The following is a 17,332-nucleotide window of genomic DNA, read 5'->3' on the forward strand; positions in this document are numbered from 1 at the left end:
TACGACCGGACGGTTTAAAATCTTCTTGTGGATCTTAAGACAGTCCCAATTAGTATTATTTTATTCTCTAGCTTGAGTGACTCCACGGAATGATAGCCACTCCAAACTTCCCCATTATTCGTGTCAGCCAAGAAGCTTATGAACTCTCCACAAATGAAACGATGGGGAGCAAGTATAAGTTTTGGTTTGAACATGAAGAATTGGGTCTTTGTCTGTACAAGCAAGCCCGACAAAACATAGGCGAAGATTGGGCTGAAAAAGTAGCATCCCAGTTGTGCTTCCTCTTGGGACTCCCTCACGCTGTTTATGAACTAGCGGAAACTTGGGAAGGAAATCGCGGTGTCGTTTCCCCCTACTTTTTACCAGAAGGAGGGACGCTGGTTCATGGTAACGAACTGCTCACCCCCATCGTACCGAATTACCCCACCTCTGGAACTTATAGGGTCACACAACATACGATTAATATTGTACTAAGCGTTATCTCCGATGAGTCTGTGAATCTTCCTCTTGGTTGGACAGCAGCAGAAGGCATCGAAAGCGCAGTAGAAGTCTTTGTCGGCTATCTGCTGTTAGATGCCTGGATTGGCAATGGAGACCGTCACCACGAAAACTGGGGAATCGTAAGAAGTAAAGCCCCGTCTAATTCGATGGAAACAATTCACTTAGCACCCACTTTCGACCATGCCTCAAGTTTAGGTCGTGACCTGTCTGATGAACAAAGGCAGAAACGTTTAGTAGAAGCATATACAAACAAATGTTTCTCAGCATTCTATGAGAATATTGGCGACAAAAAGCCCCTGAGAACTTTTGATGTTTTTCAGCGAGTTGCTCATAGTTATCCTGAAGCTGCCCTGATGTGGCTGTCACGACTTAAAAGCATTTCAGAAGATAATACAGGAGAGATTTTTAATCGGATTCCTAACAATCGCATTTCGTCTATCGCAGCAGAGTTTGCCCAAAAAATTCTGGAGTTTAACCAAGACAAACTACTTACCTTGAGGAATTCACTACTTTGAATAAACCCAAAACACTATTTTTGGCTTGGCAAGACCCCAATAGCCGCTCCTGGTTTCCCATTGGTCGCTTAACTTTTGATGGAGCGATTTATCAATTTGTCTACACGCAAGGTGCTAAAGAAGCTCAAGAGAAATGTGGTTTTCAACCTTTGTTATCGTTTCCGCGCTTAGATGAGGTCTATACATCAACTCATTTATTTTCTGTATTCTCTAATCGGTTAATGCCTCGAAGTCGTCCAGACTACTCAAGTTTTATTCAATGGTTGAATATTCCCGAACATGAAGATGACCCGATTGCCATGCTAGCCCGCAGTGGTGGGCAAAGAGAAACAGATACACTTACCGTCTTTCCATGTCCTGCACCAGATGAAGAAGGACGATATCATCTTCACTTTTTCTCTCACGGACTGCGACATCTACCCCAATCTGCTATTGAGCGGATTAATCGCTTTGAGCCTGGGGATAAGTTATGGTTAGCGCACGAATTTCAAAATTCTTTTGATTCCCAGGGATTGACTCTCAATACAGAAGACCGCTACATCGTAGGGTATTGTCCGCGATACTTGAATAGTGAGATTTTTGAGCTTCTACGGAGGAATCCTCGTTTGGTAGAGGTGCGTGTAGAGCGTGCTAATCAACCGCCGACACCGCTCCAGTTTCGCTTGCTGTGTAACTTGACCGCAAGGTGGAGTGAGGAAAATCTTCCGTTTTCCGGTCTTGAGTATCAGCCTCTAATCGCTGACGCGGTAATTGCCATGCCCTGAAAGAGTTTCAGCAGATCTGCCGAGTACCAGGGTAATTACCGGTCTTGTGTCACTCTAAGCACAGGAAAAATAGTAATCGGCTGGCCAAGTGCGATGTTGAATAGGATTAGAGAGCGTGGTTACTCAAGAAGCGAGAGTTTTTACGGTTACTCAACTGATACCCAACTGCGTCAATAAATAGTTCACCCGTTCATAAGCATCTCGTTGCAAGAATTCTCTCTCAACAGGGTCACTCAACTCCTCAAAATCAGAAACAAACACCGGGCCGATGTGTGAAGGCGAAGCGAACTTTTCAGCAATTTTGCTCAAACCTTCCCGCACCAAACCACGAGTGATATGAGGCTTAAACTCCTCAACCAAAGCATCTAAACCACCAGGATAATTGTAAAGGCAGAAATAAATATCCCAAGCATCCTTTTCCTTGAGACGGTCATAAAGAGCCATCCCTTTCATTACCAGAAAAGGCACAATAGAAGCCACCCGTAAAGACGCAGAATCTATTCCCCCCCCAGGCAGCGTTCCAGAAATCCTCACTTCTGTAAACAATTCAAAAGCCAGATCGCAACCTCGTGCTTTCCTAGCTCGGATATCCTGAATCTCCTGAGTCCGATGGCTTTTAGCACTACCTTCGTATTCACCCGCCAGGAAATCAACCTGTACGACAATCTCCCGGTCGTTCACCGTCACAGTCCGAGAAAAAATGAAAGGCTGTCTTCCCTCACGATACCCACGAGCCAACAGTAATTCTTGAATAGTTTTGTAGCCCGCCGCTTGTAAAGTCCGGTGATTAAGCGCGATATCGACATCAGTACTACCGATGTGTCGCTGTTGTGCCTCAGATAGCAGCAGTTCTGGCACCCAACCGCCGATAATGACAATCTCGTTACGGTACTCCCCCAAAATACGAACCAGTTCCAACAGCACCGATCTCGCTGCTTCTACTGCCATCTGGGTGTAATCGCGTTTGGCTACCATTGGGGCATGATTACCTGTTCTAAAAGTGCTTGCGCCGCCTCTTCCCCACGTCCCCTCATTTGGTAGAGGTCGAGATAAAGTTGGATTGGGGACACAACTTGAGTCCCATCAATATCTTGCGCCTGGTAAAAAACTCCCTCATCATAAGGTTGGAGCAAACTGACATTAGCACCGCTATTCACCGCTTTCAAATTTAGCTTCAGGGCCAACTTTTCCACCCCGTCAGCAACGTAAGCCATTACCCGTTGATATCGGACAACTGGGGCATATCTTGCCGCACCGGAAAATCCCGTTAAAGCGTAGCGAATCCCCGCATCGGAGCAGGTTTGTGCCAAAGTCGCTTCAATTTCCCCAACACTTTTGAGGGAATAAAAGTCAAATACCTGGTGGCGGCGATAGTCGTAGTGTTGCCGAAAGTCCGATAGAAGCAAACAAGGCTCGCGCAACCAAAACCCATCGGGGCTAGTCTTAATTAACTCCCTAGAGGCGAGCAACTTCTTAATGTTAGACACTTGTCCCAGGCTGACTGCGGCTTCAACGCTTAAGTCCTGCACCTTCCACGCTTTTTGCGGTGAGTTAAGTAGAACTCTTAAGATTCGCTCGGCTTTAGGAGAGTAAAGCGATCTCAGATCCCGTTTTTCATTAAATGGGTTGGGCTTCCCCTCTTTTTGAATGTAGACCTGCCCAAAGCACAGGCGACAGTTCCCTGCTAAATCCACATAGCCGATATCTTCTTGAGTACAAATTTCCGCAGATCTTGGGGAAATGTAAGGAGCGATGAACACGCCGTAGGCTCCCGGAATTGCCCCCACACTGCGAAATAGCTTGTTAGCAGAAGAGCGGGCTTGCAGCGGCTGACCGTTCGGTTTGACATCGACTACTAGCGGCACATCATGTGTCGGTAACTTCAACGTCGCCTGAAATTCAGGACTTTTCTGCTCTTTTTCTGACTCTTTCTCTAGAAGCTCTACCTGCACAAAGGGAATCTCCTGCAAACAAGCACGCAGAGCCGCAAAAGCTTCTTGTTCTAAATTGGGTATTTTCATTGTTAAAGCTATTTTCAGCAATTGCTGAAACTAACTTATTTAGTGAAAATTATAGCAGAAGGCAAATGGGTTCTGACGCATATTTGGTGAAAGAGGAAAAAGGCTGGGCAGCAGGCGTGGGAGATTGAGCCAATAATGTCTAGATAGATATCTAGACGGCGTAATCAGGTTTGTGGGGTGAGATGTGGTGGTGTAATAGGTAAGGTATGCTCTAGAGCGCCAGTCCAGTAGAAGAGGTTGACAAAAAGCGCTCTTTATGGTGGGCTAGAAAAAACCTCTCGCTCACCACTCAAGAGTCAAGCGATGCGTCCACCAATATGGAATCCCCCCATCGAGTTATCCCCACAAGAGCAAATTATCGCCAAACGCATCCGTGCGGCTAAACTGTTCTTATTTGTAAGAAAAATTCGTCACCAACTATTCGATCAAGAACTTCAACAAGAACTCTCAGGTCTGTTTAAAGACAGTACGGTAGGAAAATGCCCGCTCGCACCAGCACAGATTGCTTTAGCAATTATTCTGCAAGCTTATACAGGAGTTTCAGATGATGAAGCGATCGAAGCAATGGTAATGGATCGACGATGGCAACTGGTACTAGATTGTATTGACTGCGAACAAGCACCGTTTGGCAAAGGAACATTAGTGAGGTTTCGCGCAGCTTTAATCGCTAAAGGTGGCGATCGGCGTCTGATTGAAAAAACCATCGAAATTGCAAAAAAGACCCAAGGATACAGTGAGCGTTCCTTAAGAGCCGCGTTAGATTCAAGCCCATTATGGGGAGCGGCGAGAGTGGAAGACACTTATAACTTATTAGGTCATGCACTTAAGAAAGCGTTAGAAATAATTGCCAGTCACACGCAGCAAGATTTGGAATCGATCGCAAAAAAGGCTGGCGCAGAGGTGATAACTAATAGCAGTCTCAAAGGAGCATTAGATATGGATTGGGATGAACCATCAGCCAGAGAACAAGCATTAATAAAAATTCTCCAAGCCCTCAATCAAGTAGAAAATTGGATAGAAGAACAATCTGAAATTGAACAACCAACCAGGGAATTGGCACAAAAAAGTTTAGAGGATGCACGACAAATAGAGGCACAAGATATAGAAAAGGGAGAAGATAGTTGCCCAAAGTTACGTCAGGGCGTAGCTCCTAATCGCCGGATAGCGATTGAAGACCCGGAGATGCGACACGGACGAAAAAGCCGTTCACAAAGGTTTGATGGCTATAAGCGTCACATCCTCAAAGACTTAGATCTAGGAATGGTGAGAGCCGTAGGAGTGACACCTGCAAGCTGCAGCAGAAGCTAGTGTTACTTCTGCAATTGCGCTCGATTTAGAATCTCAACAAGTTACTTTAGAAGAATTACATATCGACCGCGCTTATTTGACAAGCCATTGGGTAAAAGAACGTTCATCAAACTTGACAATTATTTGTAAATCTTGGCGAGTACGTAATGGGAATTTTTTTAATAAAACAGCTTTCAATCTAGACTGGGAGAATCAGTTAATTCGTTGTCCTAATGGGATAAGCATCCCATTTATAGAAGGAAAAATTGTTCGCTTTCCTCAACTGCAATGTCAGACTTGTCCAGTGCGTTCTCAATGTACAGCTAGTTCTAAAGGTCGTACTATTTCCATTCATCCAGATGAGTCTTTATTGCAGGAATTACGTCAACGTCAAACCACTGCATCTGGTCGCCAGAAATTAAGAGAACGAGTCAGCGTAGAACATAGCTTAGCTCATATTGGTCAATGGCAGGGAAAACAAGCTCGCTACTTGGGACTGCGTAAAAACCTTTTCGATCTTCGCCGCATGGCAGTTGTTCATAATCTTCATGTTTTGGCTCGAATTTTTACGGAACATCAACCGATATCTGCTTAACTAAAAAAATATCTTCAGTTTAATAGATGGTTTTATTCTGATAAGAAACCTCTTTTGTCAAGCGCAAGAAAGAGGCTGGAATTTTGTTTTGTTAATTTTACTCTCGCTCAGTTACGCCTTGACTCTTGAGTGGTGAGCGAGAGGTTTTTTCTAGCCCAACATAAAGATCACTTTTTGTCAATCTCTTCTACTGGACTGGCGCTCTAGCACTTGACCGAAAACTCTATCCATAAGTGTCGAGTTTCAGGATGATTGGGTTCTTACGCGGTTCTTACGCGATTTTGGTGAAGAGAAGCAATAAGCCAGAAGCTATACATGGTAAGGGATAGAGGGATGTAGTACCCTTGATAAGAAAAAGTAGAAGTAATCCGTTGAGGCAGCATTTTTGGAAAATTGGCACTCAGATTACCAGGTAGAAACAGCCAGGAGAGAAGCTTGCCGGATGTAGTATGAGCAGAGAAGGAAAAACCACCGCAGAAGCGATCGCAAAAAAGTAAAAATTCAGGGGGCGACGAAGTCGCTAAAGAGGTTGCTGTATAAGGCTTATGGCTCTTAATCCTCGTCGATAAAATGACTTCTTATTGCCAATAAAATTTAGCATTTCCTGTACCCATAACTGGCAGGACTGAAAAGCAATCAGCCAGGTTTCCCCATATAAACCTATCCAAAAATTACTATGTCTTCTTCTATTTCTACCTTTTTCTGTCGGACGACAAACGTATTCTTGTTGTCCTTGTAAAGAAGTTCTTTTTCCTTGCAACCAGGCTGAAGTCATGGCTAAAGCTATTAAGAGAATTAAGCGAATTAATTTATCAGGCGAGGCTTTGGAACCTTCTAGATTATATCCTCCGGTTTTACAATCTTTAAACATTGCTTCTATACCATAACGTTGTTGATAGATGTGAGTAGCACTTTTGCCATCGGGGAGATTAGTTAATAAATACAACGGCTCTTTCTCCTGTTTACCTTTATACTTTCTCTTCCAGTAAGCCGCTAAATTAAAACGGTTAAAGCCTTTCTTCTGAGTTAAGCTAATCTGGGGATAAAAAAGCCGAATTCCTGGTTGAATAGGGATACTACTTAACGGCTGAAATTGCTGTCTTTTTTCTCTAAATGTTGTGTCACATTTTTGGCGAAGCACAAAGCTAAGATGTTGACGATGTAGCCACTGTGCCAGTTCTATGCTATGAAACTCTCTATCCCCAATGAGCACTAATTTATATTTCTTTAATAGCCGAATTACCGGACGTAATACTTGCTTTTGTTCGGCTATATTACACGCCCCCTTTTTATCTAACAATGTCCAGAATATGGGAAAAGCTCTTTTTTGGTAAATGGCGCTAACCATCAATACATTATTTTCTCGCCATTGGGTTCGGTCGATAGCAATAATTAGTTGAGTTCCGGTCTTGATTTGATGGAAAATAATCTCTCTAATCAAAGGGAACCACAGAGCTAGTATACTTAATGAACCGAGGGATAAAAAACGTTGAATGTGGCGACGACGACTATTTTCTAAAATTGGCAATGGTAGATTGGCTGCCAGTCTTTCTAGTCGTACTTGTTTTTGGGATTGTAGCAACCATACCAGCATTTTTAGAGTAATTAATTGTGCTGGCTTGAGATATCTTTCCAGGTATTTTTGATAAAATGATGGCAACATTATAGCTTCGGTCTTGTGTTCATAACGAGACCGTTCCTTTTTACCACAACTTACAGCGCTTTGCGCTGTTATGAGGTACAGTAGCAGCAACGAGCAAACCAATTTCTCAAATGTTGAGGATTGATTAAATGGAGAGCTACCTTGATGATTCTGTCAACCATCAAGGTGTTAGTGGGAGCGAATTTACGTAAAAAAGATTTAAGTTGTGACCACCAGAGTTCAATGGGATTAAAATCTGGAGAGTATGGGGATAAACAAATAACACTCGCACCTACAGCTTGAATCATAGGCTCAATAGATGCTAATTTATGGGCGGGTAAATTATCCATGACTACTACCGCTCCCGGCCATAACTGAGGACATAAAAACTTAGAAATAAATACAGCAAATGCTTGGCCATCCATTGAGTCATTCATTGTCATTAATGCCAGGACTTTATTAATACTAATTGCGCCAATAGCTGTCACTTTAGCAGCGCGATAAAATGGTTTTAGTTCGGTGGCTCTTGTGCCTGGATAGGAACGAGCATGAGTTCTCGCTAACCCAAGTAGAATGCCTGTTTCATCCAAAAATACGAGATTTTCTGGCTCAATATGTTTGATTGAGTCCCAATACTCAACTCTCAATTTTCGGACTCTTTCTGTCGCCGCTTGGCTGCTGTACCAAGTTTTTTTTTGCGATTTAACCCTAATTTTTGCAAATAGCGGCACATGGCCGACTGACTCACCCAATTTCCGGTTTTAGAAGCAAATAATTCACATAATTCTGCTAATGTTGCATCTGGATGTTCTGCTACTAATGCTTTGACTTCTGGTTCCGCATTGGTCAGGTGGCTAAATTGTGGTTTTCCCGTTTGTTTGGGCTGTAAATTTCCTTCTGTTCGTTGAAGATTCACCAACTTTTGGACTAAACTTGTACTGACAGCAAATTGGGTAGCTACTTTCCTGATTGACATCTTTTCTACCAAATGGGCTATCACTATTCTTTTGCGGAACTCAACCGAATACGCTTTCATTACCTTTGGCTACGAAGTGATATTTTATTGTATCTCATAACAGCGCAAAGCGCTGTAATACTTTTTTCTCTATATAGAGCCAGTTCTCAATAAGCCAGGGATTTTTCGGCAGGGGTTGAAAGCTCCAAAACCTCTGCACATGCTGCTTTGGGGGCGCTTGTCGCCCCCTGAAAAGTAAAAAACCAGATAAATGAGAAAAGCTGTCAACAAACATTCAAGAAAGCAAGAGAAAACGACGTTGAAGTAAAGGTAAACCAGCACGACCATACATTTGACGCTTAAGCATCTTGAGACGATTAACCTGTCCCTCAACCTGACCATTACTGGTAGAGAGTTCAGGGGGCGACCAAGCCGCTAGAGCGGCTGCTCTATAAGGTTTATGGCTCTCAAGCCTCGTTGATAAAATAACTTTTTATTTGCAATAAGACTCAGCATTTCTTCTACCCATAACTGGCAGGACTGGAAAGCAGCCAGCCAACTTTCTCCATATAAGCCTATCCAAAATTTACTATGTCGTCTTCTGGTTCTACCTGTTTCTGTCAAACGACAAACATATTCGTGTTGCCCTTGTAGTTGAGTTCTTTGACCATGCAACCATGCCGAAGTCATGGCTAAAGCTATTAAAAGAATTAATTTGATTAATCTGTCAGGTGATGTTTTAGAATCTTCAAGATTATAGCCTCCAGTTTTACAATCCTTAAACATCGCCTCTATGCCATAACGTTGCTTGTAGATCTGAGTAGCACTTTTCAGGTCGGAAAGATTAGTTAACAAATACCAAGGCTCTTTTTCCTGGTTACCTTTATACTTTCTCTTCCAATAAGCAGCCAAATTAAAGCGGTTAAAACCTTTTTTCTGAGTCAAACTAATATTTTGATAAAAAAGCCGAATACCTGGTTGAAGAGGAATACTGCTTAACGGTTGAGATATTTGTCTTTTTGATCGAAAAGTTGTGTCACATTTTTGACGGAGTATAAAGCTGACCTTGTTACGGTGTAACCATTGCGCCAATTCTATACTATGAAACTCCCGATCTCCAACGACAACTATTTGATATTTGTTTAACAACCGAATTACTGGACGTAATACTTGCTTTTGCTCTGCGAGGTTGCAAGCTCCTTTTTTATCTAACAATGTCCAAAATACTGGAAAAGCTCTTTTTTGATGAATGGCGCTGACCATCAAAACATTATTATATGACCATTGGGTTCTATCAATAGCGATAATTATTTGAGTTCCCACTTTAATGCGATGGTAAATAATCTCTCTAATTAAGGGAAACCAGAGTGCAAGTATATTTAATGAACCGAGAGATAGAAAACGTTGAAGGTGGCGACGGCGACTATTTTCCAATATGGGTAATGGCAGAGTAGCCGCCAGTCTTTCTATTCGTACTTGTTTTTGGGATTGTAACAACCACACCAGCATTTTTAAAGTAATTAATTGTGCTGGTTTCAGATATTTTTCCAGGTATTTTTGGTAAAATGATGGCAACATTTTTGATGTGGTCTTGTGAACATAGCGAGACCGTTCCTTTTTATCACAACTTGATACTTTTTTCTCTACCTAGAGCTTGTTGTCAATAAGTCGGGAATTTTCTGGCAGAGGTTAAAGCTTCAAACGCCTTCATTGTCTTGGTTCGGGGGCGCTTGTCGCCCCCTGAAGGTAGAGAGAGTCAAAGCAGCTTTAACAGCTTGATAGTCCTGGACAAGACCGTTTGCGAAGCGAACCAAAGGAGAGAAAGAGCAATCAGTGGCCTGTTGCAACCAGGCATCCAACAAATGATGCTGTCGCTGACGCACAAGAGCCGCAAAATCCTGAACCAACTCGATCGCTGGTGCAACATCCGGCTGTTGAGACAGCAATGAGAGCAGTTGTTTTTCATCAGCAGACAAAGAATCAGACAGACGAAAAACCAAAAAAGCAGCCTGTCGGGGAGTCAGAGGTGGCAGATGGCGATCGCGCAACGGTGGAACTGAGCGAATTGGAGCCAGACGACGCACAGGAACACCATTACTCAAATCGAGCCGTTGAAAAAAACGGCAAACAGTCATGTAGCTACCCTTGTAACCAAGTTGTTGAAGTTGAGTAAACAAAGCTATCCATTAATCGCAAATAACTTAACAAAGCTAGCAAAAAAACTTAACAATTTGAGCGGTGGAAAAGCGCAATTTCTGGTTAAAAGAGGGGAGTCAAAGAAGTGTTAGGCCAATGTTGGTTACAAAAGTTAAAGATTAGGTTCTCAGAGGCAGCAATTCTTATGTAGGGTAAAAAGGTGTAGAAGGACATACTGTACATACAAAAAATGAAAGCAAGAAAAGCAAATTAGTTGTGAAGAAAGAGGGAGAAAATAAAAGTAAACGAAGCCGATTAAGGGGTGATATAAAGAGGTTTAAGAAAAAAGCGATATGCCTGGGACAGGCTAACGCGATTGCTAAAAAAAATTAACAGACAGAATGCAGGAGGGCAAACAGAGAGAAAATAAAAGAAATGAAGTCAGGGGAAAAACAGAATGAGTTGGGCAGCCGCCGAATTAAAAACCGCCAAACTAGGAAACAAACGTCGCAACCAGCGGTTAATCAAAATAGTAGAAGACCTAGCCAGCAAACCATCATCAAGCATACCGCAAGCCTGTCGAAATGCCGCCGCAGTCCAAGCCGCCTACGACTTCTTCTCCAACCCAAGAATCAAAGCATCAGCCATCATAGCAGCCCACAGAGAAAGCACCATAGAAAGAGCATTAGAACACCCCTTAGTACTAGCCATACAAGACACCACAGAACTAGACTACAGCCATCATCGCCACAAACAAGGGTTAGGCCCAATAAGTAATTCAAAAGCCAACGGATTAAAACTACACTCAGTTCTCTGCGTCAGTGATGAAGGAGTACCATTAGGACTACTACCTCACGGGGTGACAACCCCGTCAAAACATTGATAAAATAAAGGACATAGCCCTTAGACCCCTCTGAAAAAATGGTAGTTTATTGCGCCTGATTCTCATTAATTCAGTAATAACATCTTGACAAAATTCCATGCCAATTACCCAACATTGACCATATAATCCTATCCAAAAACTACTATGACGACGTATCGATCGCCCGCGCTCAGTTAACCTACCCACATATTTCTGCACTCCCATTGTCTTGATTCTTTGACCTTGAATTACAGCACAAGTGTAGGCGATCGCTATTAATAATATTAAACTACTCAAACGCCGATTGTTAGCGTGACTTTTCTCTAAGTTATAACCCCCAGTCTTACAATCTTTAAACAAAGCTTCAATCCCACTCCGACATTTGAAGATATCGACCGATTGTTTTAAAGTGCCGACATTAGTCAAAAGATACCAACCTTCGTCCTCCTGTTTTCCTCTATATTTTCGTCGCCAATAACCAGCGATATCCAAAGTCCCAAAACCTTTTTGTTTGGTGAATTTTGTATCGGCTAAATAAAAGCTAGTTCCCGGCACTAAACCCATGTCAGATAAGCGAATGTAATCAGAGTTCTCCTCTTGGATATAGCGCCCTTGTTTCACTCTAAAAATAAACTTTACTTGTCTCTGACAGAGCCACGATGCGAGCTTGACACTACCAAATTCCCGATCGCCTAACACAATCACTTCATAATCTGATAGCAACTCTAACACAGGAGTGAGTAGAGCTTTTTGTTCGTCAATATTACTACATCCTCTTTTGTCCAGCAATTGCCAGTATAAGGGGATACTTCTGTTTTCCCAAATTAGGCTGACCATAAATACATTATGCGCTCGCCACTGCGTTCTATCGATCGCAAGTTTCTTCATGTTGAGATTTGTTAAATTTAGCTTGTAAAATTTCTTTAACAAGTGGAAACCACAGGCTTTCTATGTTCAGGGAGTCTAATTTCAGAAATCTTTGTAGGCTACGCCTGCGACTCTCAAATTAAATCGGATAAGGCCAAAAAGAAGCCAATAATTCAATACTAACTTGTTTATGGCTCTGCAACAGATATACCAGAGCCTTGAGCGTATGGTATTCTGCCGATTTGAGTTGTTTTTCTAGATGGTTTTGGTAAAATTGAGGAAACATAATTATGTAGATGGGGACACTTAAACAATGGAAACCCCATCTTTTTTTAGCTCAAGTTGGCCAAATCCGCCACCGGTGGGGCTTTTGACGGGGTTGTCACCCCGTCAGGACTACTACATCAACAAATGTGGGCAAGAGAAAAGAAAACCAACACCACCAAAAAACCCGAAACCACCAAACCAACCGAACCCAAAGAAAGTAAACGGTGGACAGAAAGCCTAGAAATCACCCAAAACGCCATCCCCTCCCAAGTAAGAGTAGTCACAGTAGGCGACCGAGAAGCAGACATATACGAACTATTCGCCCAACCCAGAAGAATCGGTTCAGAATACTTAATCAGAGCCTACCAAAAAAGGTCAGTCAAAACAGCAACCACCCAAACCGAAGTAGAAAAACTCCCACAAGCCATCATCAAAACCAAACCAATCGGACAACTAACCATCTCATTAAAACGCACAACCAAACGGCAACCTCGCCCAGCCAAATTAACCATAAGAATCGCCACTTATTTACTACAACCCCCAGAAAGGCATCCCCAACAAAGCAACCTAAAACCAATCAAAATTCAAGTTATACTAGCCCAAGAAGAAACGCCCCCACCCAAGGAAAAACCAATCAAATGGTTATTAGTAACTACCCTACCAGTAACCGACTACCAACAAGCCTGCTTATGTTTAAAATGGTATTCATACCGTTGGCTAATCGAGCGATACCATTACACCCTAAAAAGCGGCTGTAACATCGAAAACCTGCAACTAGAAACAGCCAAAAGAATTGAAAGAGCCTTAGCCACATACGCGATCGTAGCATGGCGGCTATTATGGCTGACATATCAAGCTAGAAACAACCCAGAAACACCAGCCACACAAGCATTTCAAAGCCACGAATGGCAAGCATTGTATCCCACATTCCGCACCCTCAACTGTCCCAATCGGAAATTACGGAGAGCAAAAAGCAAAGCTTGAATAAAAAGAGACATCCTTACTCAAAAAAGACATCTGATCCGTGATGAATCCTAAAAAATGGGGTAAAAACCTATTCTCAATAAGGAGCAATAAGCATGAGAGGCAGATAAATTGGTGTTAGATAAATAAATCAAGATATGAAATCCATGAACCATAAATCAAATTAATAAATTGAAGTGAGAAAGCGAGATTTTTGACATAGTAACAGAGCGCTATTAATCAAAGCGAATAGCGCTGGATTATGGGGATAATAAAGCAATAGAGAGCCTAATTAAATTAAGTGACTAATTTATAGTAAGGGAGACAATCTTCTGGTAATAGATTCAGAATAAAATCTCGCGATTGATTCCAATTAGAAACCTGTGTTTCTTGATTAAATAGCACTAAATGAATAGACTGGAAGCATTGAAATATCCACCTTAAAGTGGGACGGTCAGTAGCTTTACCCAACTGATTTTTAATCGTTGATTTAGACTCTTGTAAAGCGGTTCGGATTTGTCTTTGAGCCAGTGTATAAACCAGCAAGCATAAACCCATAATCATGGCTAATGATTCAATTCTCTCCGGGCTTTTGAGAAAGATACTATCTGCAAAAAATAAGGGGTCTTTCAGAAAACCAAATCCCCTCTCACATGATTGCTGAGCTTTATACTCACTCAGCATTGTTTCATTACTAAGCACACTTGAATCTAAAACATTTGTCGCAATAATGAAACGCCCTGCGCTCAGAATCTCCGGGTTAATTTTACTTTCACTTTTGGATAATGTAGCTGAGATTTGGTAAGATTTTATTGGCGGCTTATCTGGTTTATTTGCTGTGATTTCAGTAACTTTACTGTCCTCAATCTGGTGATATTTAAACGTCTTTGATAGTTTGGCTAATGCCTTGACTGCATCAGCTTCACAAGCAAATTTTTCGGTCGCTAACTGTTTCAATTCATTTAGGACTTTTGATTCTGCCTTCCCAATTTTTTGGAAGAGCTTACGCAGGTCTGATTCTTTTCTAGATTCGCTCTCTACGACCAACCATCTTTGCTCTATTCCGGCATAAGTTACTGTTTTTTCGACAAATCTGTATCCTTCTAAGTTACTAGCTATCAATTCTGATTCTGGTAATGTTGATATTAATGATTGGGCTGTTTTTATACTTAAAGGTACTCGACACAACCAGCGCAAATCTAACATCAATTTAAGATTTGATTCGGTATATAAAGCGCAGTCTGCTACGATGAGACTATCAACTTCTATTTGGTTTCGGTAATCTACTGCTATTTGTCCAAAACATGATGAGTCGGCTTGGTTTCCCGATGCTAATTTTAAGAAGATTGGTATATCTCCATCTCCCGAACATATTAGTTCGATGATAAATTGTTTTAAATCTGGTCTGTGGTCGCGGGAATAACCGTAGGTGAGCCTAATTTCTTTGGGGGATTTTACTCCTAATTCTTCTGACTCTTGGGTATTGACTGCTTGTTGACGAGCGAATACTACTTCTGGTAAGCTGGTATTGTATTCTCCATGTACGTGCATTGATGATGAATCTAAATGTGATGATAATAAAGATACGTTAAACTTTTTGATGGCATTTAAAGCGATGTTTAAAAATATTCCATCTAGCCCTTTGATAAATAGTTTATCCATCACTCTCCCCAATTTATCATCGTTGAGATATTCTGGTTTGACTCCGGCTCCTATTAAATGTTCACAGGCGATTGTTTCAAAGAATTGCGGAAACATATATAAAGGTCTAGATACAAATCCTAACCCGTTTAAAATCATGGCTTTGACTGTATGACCTGGACTGACTTTTTCTGCTTTCTCTTCACCGATTAATTCATTGATTGTTTCTACTAATCCAATGGCGTCTATGATTCCTGCTACTATTCCTAAATGGTCTATGTTTTGAATCTCTATCTCTTTATTTATTAACATCTCCACATTCTCCACAACTGCTGTGGCTATTTTCCCATTTTTATCGTTGTGATAAATTAATTTTTTTAACTCTTTTGTTGCCTATGATAGTTTTCCTTATTTTGCCCTCCTTACGATCGAATTTACCTTTCTACTTTCTCTGCTTAATGCCACTAATTATCATTTAGCTTCTTTACTCCGCTTCTGCTTTAGTTCATCTGTACTATTCAATCGCCTTTTTGTTGATGTGTGACAGTTGAGGGTGCGGAATGTGGGTTGTATTGCATAACCCACCAAACATCAAAGCCACCATCAGAACCACCCACCCTGCAAGAATGCGTACTGTGGATCGCAAAACTAGGAGGATTTTTAGGTCGTAAAACAGACGGAGAACCAGGCGTAAAAACAATTTGGCTCGGAATGCGATCGCTACACGACATCGCACAGTTTTGGTTAATAGCTTATACAGAAAACCCTTAAAAAGTCAAGAGACTTAATGTAAATATTGATGCGATAAAAGTATGGGTAGCCAGCCAAGAATTATTGTGTACAGGCAGCGATAAATTAACAAGCTGCCAGTCAAAGTCAAAACAAACAACTTAGCGAGCGATGTACATAAAATTATCATTTTGTGTACAGAAGATTTGTCTACCCAGAATGAGACGCAAAAGCGATAATCTGCTCGTGACTCGCTAAGCGATCGCTCGATGGTACAAGAGTGCGATCGCATAAAAATCGAAAAATTTACTCCCAAAAGAAATTAATCAAATAGAAGTCCTTAGTGTCTGGGACAAAGCTAATCCATACTGAATGCTCTAAGCAGTTGTAAGCAAGGCATAAATTCCAACTTCTTGGACGATCCAATTTAAATGTGGAAAAACTTACCAGGAGATCACCTGCTCAATTTTGATCCCAGCACGACCCTTACCAGTATTGTGGCGTTCAGTCAGACCATGATGAGAATTATGACGATTAACCAACAGTTCATTCTCAGCTAAAAAGCGTTTAACAGCATCACGATTACAACCAGATAAACGTTGCAAAGAAGATTGATTAATCGCCCATTTTTGATGTTTATTAGTAGCAGAATAATCATTAAAATGAATCATGGCAATCAAACAACGCCGCAACTTTTCAGAAGCAGCACCTCGCGTGCGAAAAAGTTTCAACTCATCACTGGTCAAAGAAGACCAGTCGCCATTAAAATCAAAGTCAGAAGCAGATTTGTTTGGAGGATCAACAGACTCATTGTTAGCAGATAGGTAAATAGGATAGGTCGAGTAGTAACGTTTAGAAATTACTTCTAGCCAGCAATACTTATCTTCTCTATAACTACTCCACCAAGAGAAAGTATCATCAGTTGTTACAGGAATAGAAGGCACCAGAAAATCTGCAAAAATCTCCGAAATATCTTGGGTTTCTTCAGGCCAGTAATTAGCATCCCACTCATCACCAAGTTCAAAATCTGGGGGAAGTAAGTATTCAAGACCTAAGCCAGACCAATAGATTTCAGGATGAACAGAAAAATCAAAAGATTGGGTCGGATTCGGATATAAATCATCATATAAATCTTGCCACATACAGCCACGTCAAGCTCGACCATATTTAGCTAGTAAGCTGGTAAAATAATTATCAGTTTCGTTAGTTAAATCAATTTGGTTCTGATAGCACTCATCAAGAAAATCCAGTTCATCAATTAAGTTTATAAGTTGGGCTTGTCTGAGGTTGTCTCGGTAATCTCGAACAAATTTGTGAGCGCCTCTTTCAGCTAAGTATTGATAAAATTGTTCATATTCAATAGCCGCAAAACGGTCTAAATAAAAAGCACCGAATTGATATCCCGAGATTTCAAAAATTAAAGGAAGTTGCGCTGCGGGGCTAAGAACATTTACTTCATAAGTGGATTCACCTTGATTGTTGTCGAATAACAAGGTAGATGTCCTCGTTAACAGGCTAAATGTCCGGGGGAGGAAAGACCTGAAACGAAGGGACAGCAATTGTTTGAGGCCGGAGAGCGCTCTCCAA

16 protein-coding genes and 2 pseudogenes are annotated in these 17,332 nt (G+C 41.5%); 6 read left to right on the top strand and 12 right to left on the bottom strand.

Annotated elements, in window-relative coordinates; genetic code table 11:
* Nucleotides 1-89: 89 nt before the first annotated feature.
* Nucleotides 90-1,016: a HipA domain-containing protein gene (locus H6G03_RS37970; RefSeq protein WP_190464694.1), complete on the top strand. Its 927-nt coding sequence runs from the start codon at nucleotides 90-92 to the stop codon at nucleotides 1,014-1,016.
* A complete protein-coding gene (locus H6G03_RS12480; protein WP_190464695.1) occupies nucleotides 1,013-1,780 on the top strand; it encodes an HIRAN domain-containing protein in 768 nt (255 codons plus the stop codon). Before H6G03_RS37970 ends, H6G03_RS12480 begins: the two co-directional genes overlap by 4 nt.
* Before the next feature lie 150 nt (nucleotides 1,781-1,930).
* Here H6G03_RS12480 and H6G03_RS12485 read toward each other — a convergent pair whose 3' ends face one another.
* Entirely contained in the window at nucleotides 1,931-2,755 is an 825-nt protein-coding gene (locus H6G03_RS12485; RefSeq protein ID WP_190464696.1) for a hypothetical protein, read from the bottom strand.
* Nucleotides 2,749-3,801, bottom strand: a complete 1,053-nt coding sequence (locus H6G03_RS12490; RefSeq protein ID WP_190464697.1) for a type IV toxin-antitoxin system AbiEi family antitoxin — start codon at nucleotides 3,799-3,801, stop codon at nucleotides 2,749-2,751. The genes H6G03_RS12485 and H6G03_RS12490 overlap by 7 nt, the downstream gene beginning before the upstream one ends.
* Before the next feature lie 303 nt (nucleotides 3,802-4,104).
* Between H6G03_RS12490 and H6G03_RS12495 the strand changes: the two are divergent.
* Nucleotides 4,105-5,683 (top strand): annotated as a pseudogene (locus H6G03_RS12495) (IS1182 family transposase).
* A 520-nt stretch (nucleotides 5,684-6,203) separates the two neighbouring features.
* Here H6G03_RS12495 and H6G03_RS12500 read toward each other — a convergent pair.
* The 5 genes from H6G03_RS12500 to H6G03_RS12525 all read right to left on the bottom strand — a co-directional run bounded on the left by H6G03_RS12500 (nucleotide 6,204) and on the right by H6G03_RS12525 (nucleotide 10,415).
* Complete coding sequence (locus H6G03_RS12500; RefSeq protein WP_190464698.1) at nucleotides 6,204-7,346, bottom strand: IS4 family transposase; 1,143 nt, start codon at nucleotides 7,344-7,346, stop codon at nucleotides 6,204-6,206.
* Between the two features lie 68 nt (nucleotides 7,347-7,414).
* Entirely contained in the window at nucleotides 7,415-7,972 is a 558-nt protein-coding gene (locus H6G03_RS12505; RefSeq protein ID WP_190464699.1) for a transposase, read from the bottom strand.
* Nucleotides 7,969-8,301, bottom strand: a complete 333-nt coding sequence (locus tag H6G03_RS12510; protein WP_190464700.1) for a helix-turn-helix domain-containing protein — start codon at nucleotides 8,299-8,301, stop codon at nucleotides 7,969-7,971. The genes H6G03_RS12505 and H6G03_RS12510 overlap by 4 nt, the downstream gene beginning before the upstream one ends.
* A gap of 414 nt (nucleotides 8,302-8,715) precedes the next feature.
* Nucleotides 8,716-9,858 (bottom strand): IS4 family transposase, encoded by a 1,143-nt coding sequence (locus tag H6G03_RS12520; protein ID WP_190464701.1) that lies wholly within the window; start codon nucleotides 9,856-9,858, stop codon nucleotides 8,716-8,718.
* A gap of 119 nt (nucleotides 9,859-9,977) precedes the next feature.
* Nucleotides 9,978-10,415, bottom strand: a complete 438-nt coding sequence (locus tag H6G03_RS12525) for a transposase (RefSeq protein WP_190464702.1) — start codon at nucleotides 10,413-10,415, stop codon at nucleotides 9,978-9,980.
* Nucleotides 10,416-10,873: 458 nt separating this feature from the next.
* On the opposite strand from H6G03_RS12525, the gene H6G03_RS12530 reads away from it, so the two are divergent.
* The gene (locus H6G03_RS12530; RefSeq protein ID WP_190464703.1) at nucleotides 10,874-11,299 is read left to right on the top strand and encodes an IS4/Tn5 family transposase DNA-binding protein; all 426 of its coding nucleotides are present in this window, start codon (nucleotides 10,874-10,876) and stop codon (nucleotides 11,297-11,299) included.
* On the opposite strand, the gene H6G03_RS12535 is transcribed toward H6G03_RS12530, so the two are convergent.
* Complete coding sequence (locus tag H6G03_RS12535) at nucleotides 11,288-12,166, bottom strand: IS4 family transposase (protein ID WP_242056749.1); 879 nt, start codon at nucleotides 12,164-12,166, stop codon at nucleotides 11,288-11,290. The genes H6G03_RS12530 and H6G03_RS12535 overlap by 12 nt on opposite strands.
* A gap of 118 nt (nucleotides 12,167-12,284) precedes the next feature.
* Nucleotides 12,285-12,431, bottom strand: a complete 147-nt coding sequence (locus H6G03_RS37975; protein ID WP_242060389.1) for a hypothetical protein — start codon at nucleotides 12,429-12,431, stop codon at nucleotides 12,285-12,287.
* A gap of 56 nt (nucleotides 12,432-12,487) precedes the next feature.
* Here H6G03_RS37975 and H6G03_RS12540 point away from each other — a divergent pair, with 56 nt between their 5' ends.
* On the top strand, nucleotides 12,488-13,396 hold the full coding sequence (locus tag H6G03_RS12540) for an IS4 family transposase (RefSeq protein WP_255512218.1): 909 nt from the start codon (nucleotides 12,488-12,490) through the stop codon (nucleotides 13,394-13,396).
* A 276-nt stretch (nucleotides 13,397-13,672) separates the two neighbouring features.
* Here H6G03_RS12540 and H6G03_RS12545 read toward each other — a convergent pair whose 3' ends face one another.
* Entirely contained in the window at nucleotides 13,673-15,328 is a 1,656-nt protein-coding gene (locus H6G03_RS12545; protein ID WP_190464705.1) for an IS1634 family transposase, read from the bottom strand.
* 261 nt (nucleotides 15,329-15,589) lie between these two features.
* On the opposite strand from H6G03_RS12545, the pseudogene H6G03_RS12550 reads away from it, so the two are divergent.
* Nucleotides 15,590-15,787 (top strand): annotated as a pseudogene (locus H6G03_RS12550) (IS4 family transposase); the annotation flags it as partial.
* 401 nt (nucleotides 15,788-16,188) lie between these two features.
* Here the strand turns inward: H6G03_RS12550 and H6G03_RS12555 are convergent.
* Together H6G03_RS12555 and H6G03_RS12560 are read right to left on the bottom strand one after the other, a co-directional pair.
* A complete protein-coding gene (locus tag H6G03_RS12555) occupies nucleotides 16,189-16,887 on the bottom strand; it encodes a hypothetical protein (RefSeq protein WP_190464707.1) in 699 nt (232 codons plus the stop codon).
* 9 nt (nucleotides 16,888-16,896) lie between these two features.
* Nucleotides 16,897-17,332: hypothetical protein (locus tag H6G03_RS12560; RefSeq protein WP_206756625.1), on the bottom strand; the 436-nt coding region annotated here is incomplete at its 5' end.

Origin of the sequence: Aerosakkonema funiforme FACHB-1375 (assembly GCF_014696265.1) — a bacterium.
In the GTDB taxonomy this organism is placed as follows: domain Bacteria; phylum Cyanobacteriota; class Cyanobacteriia; order Cyanobacteriales; family Aerosakkonemataceae; genus Aerosakkonema; species Aerosakkonema funiforme_A.

Bases quoted from the DNA above. Each gene is read 5' to 3' on its own strand.
- H6G03_RS37970 (WP_190464694.1), top strand. From the start codon at position 90: ATGATAGCCACTCCAAACTTCCCCATTATTCGTGTCAGCCAAGAAGCT.
- H6G03_RS12485 (WP_190464696.1), bottom strand. From the start codon at position 2,755: ATGGTAGCCAAACGCGATTACACCCAGATGGCAGTAGAAGCAGCGAGA.
- H6G03_RS12490 (WP_190464697.1), bottom strand. From the start codon at position 3,801: ATGAAAATACCCAATTTAGAACAAGAAGCTTTTGCGGCTCTGCGTGCT.
- H6G03_RS12500 (WP_190464698.1), bottom strand. From the start codon at position 7,346: ATGTTGCCATCATTTTATCAAAAATACCTGGAAAGATATCTCAAGCCA.
- H6G03_RS12510 (WP_190464700.1), bottom strand. From the start codon at position 8,301: ATGTCAATCAGGAAAGTAGCTACCCAATTTGCTGTCAGTACAAGTTTA.
- H6G03_RS12520 (WP_190464701.1), bottom strand. From the start codon at position 9,858: ATGTTGCCATCATTTTACCAAAAATACCTGGAAAAATATCTGAAACCA.
- H6G03_RS12525 (WP_190464702.1), bottom strand. From the start codon at position 10,415: ATGACTGTTTGCCGTTTTTTTCAACGGCTCGATTTGAGTAATGGTGTT.
- H6G03_RS12530 (WP_190464703.1), top strand. From the start codon at position 10,874: ATGAGTTGGGCAGCCGCCGAATTAAAAACCGCCAAACTAGGAAACAAA.
- H6G03_RS12535 (WP_242056749.1), bottom strand. From the start codon at position 12,166: ATGAAGAAACTTGCGATCGATAGAACGCAGTGGCGAGCGCATAATGTA.
- H6G03_RS37975 (WP_242060389.1), bottom strand. From the start codon at position 12,431: ATGTTTCCTCAATTTTACCAAAACCATCTAGAAAAACAACTCAAATCG.
- H6G03_RS12545 (WP_190464705.1), bottom strand. From the start codon at position 15,328: ATGTTAATAAATAAAGAGATAGAGATTCAAAACATAGACCATTTAGGA.
- H6G03_RS12555 (WP_190464707.1), bottom strand. From the start codon at position 16,887: ATGTGGCAAGATTTATATGATGATTTATATCCGAATCCGACCCAATCT.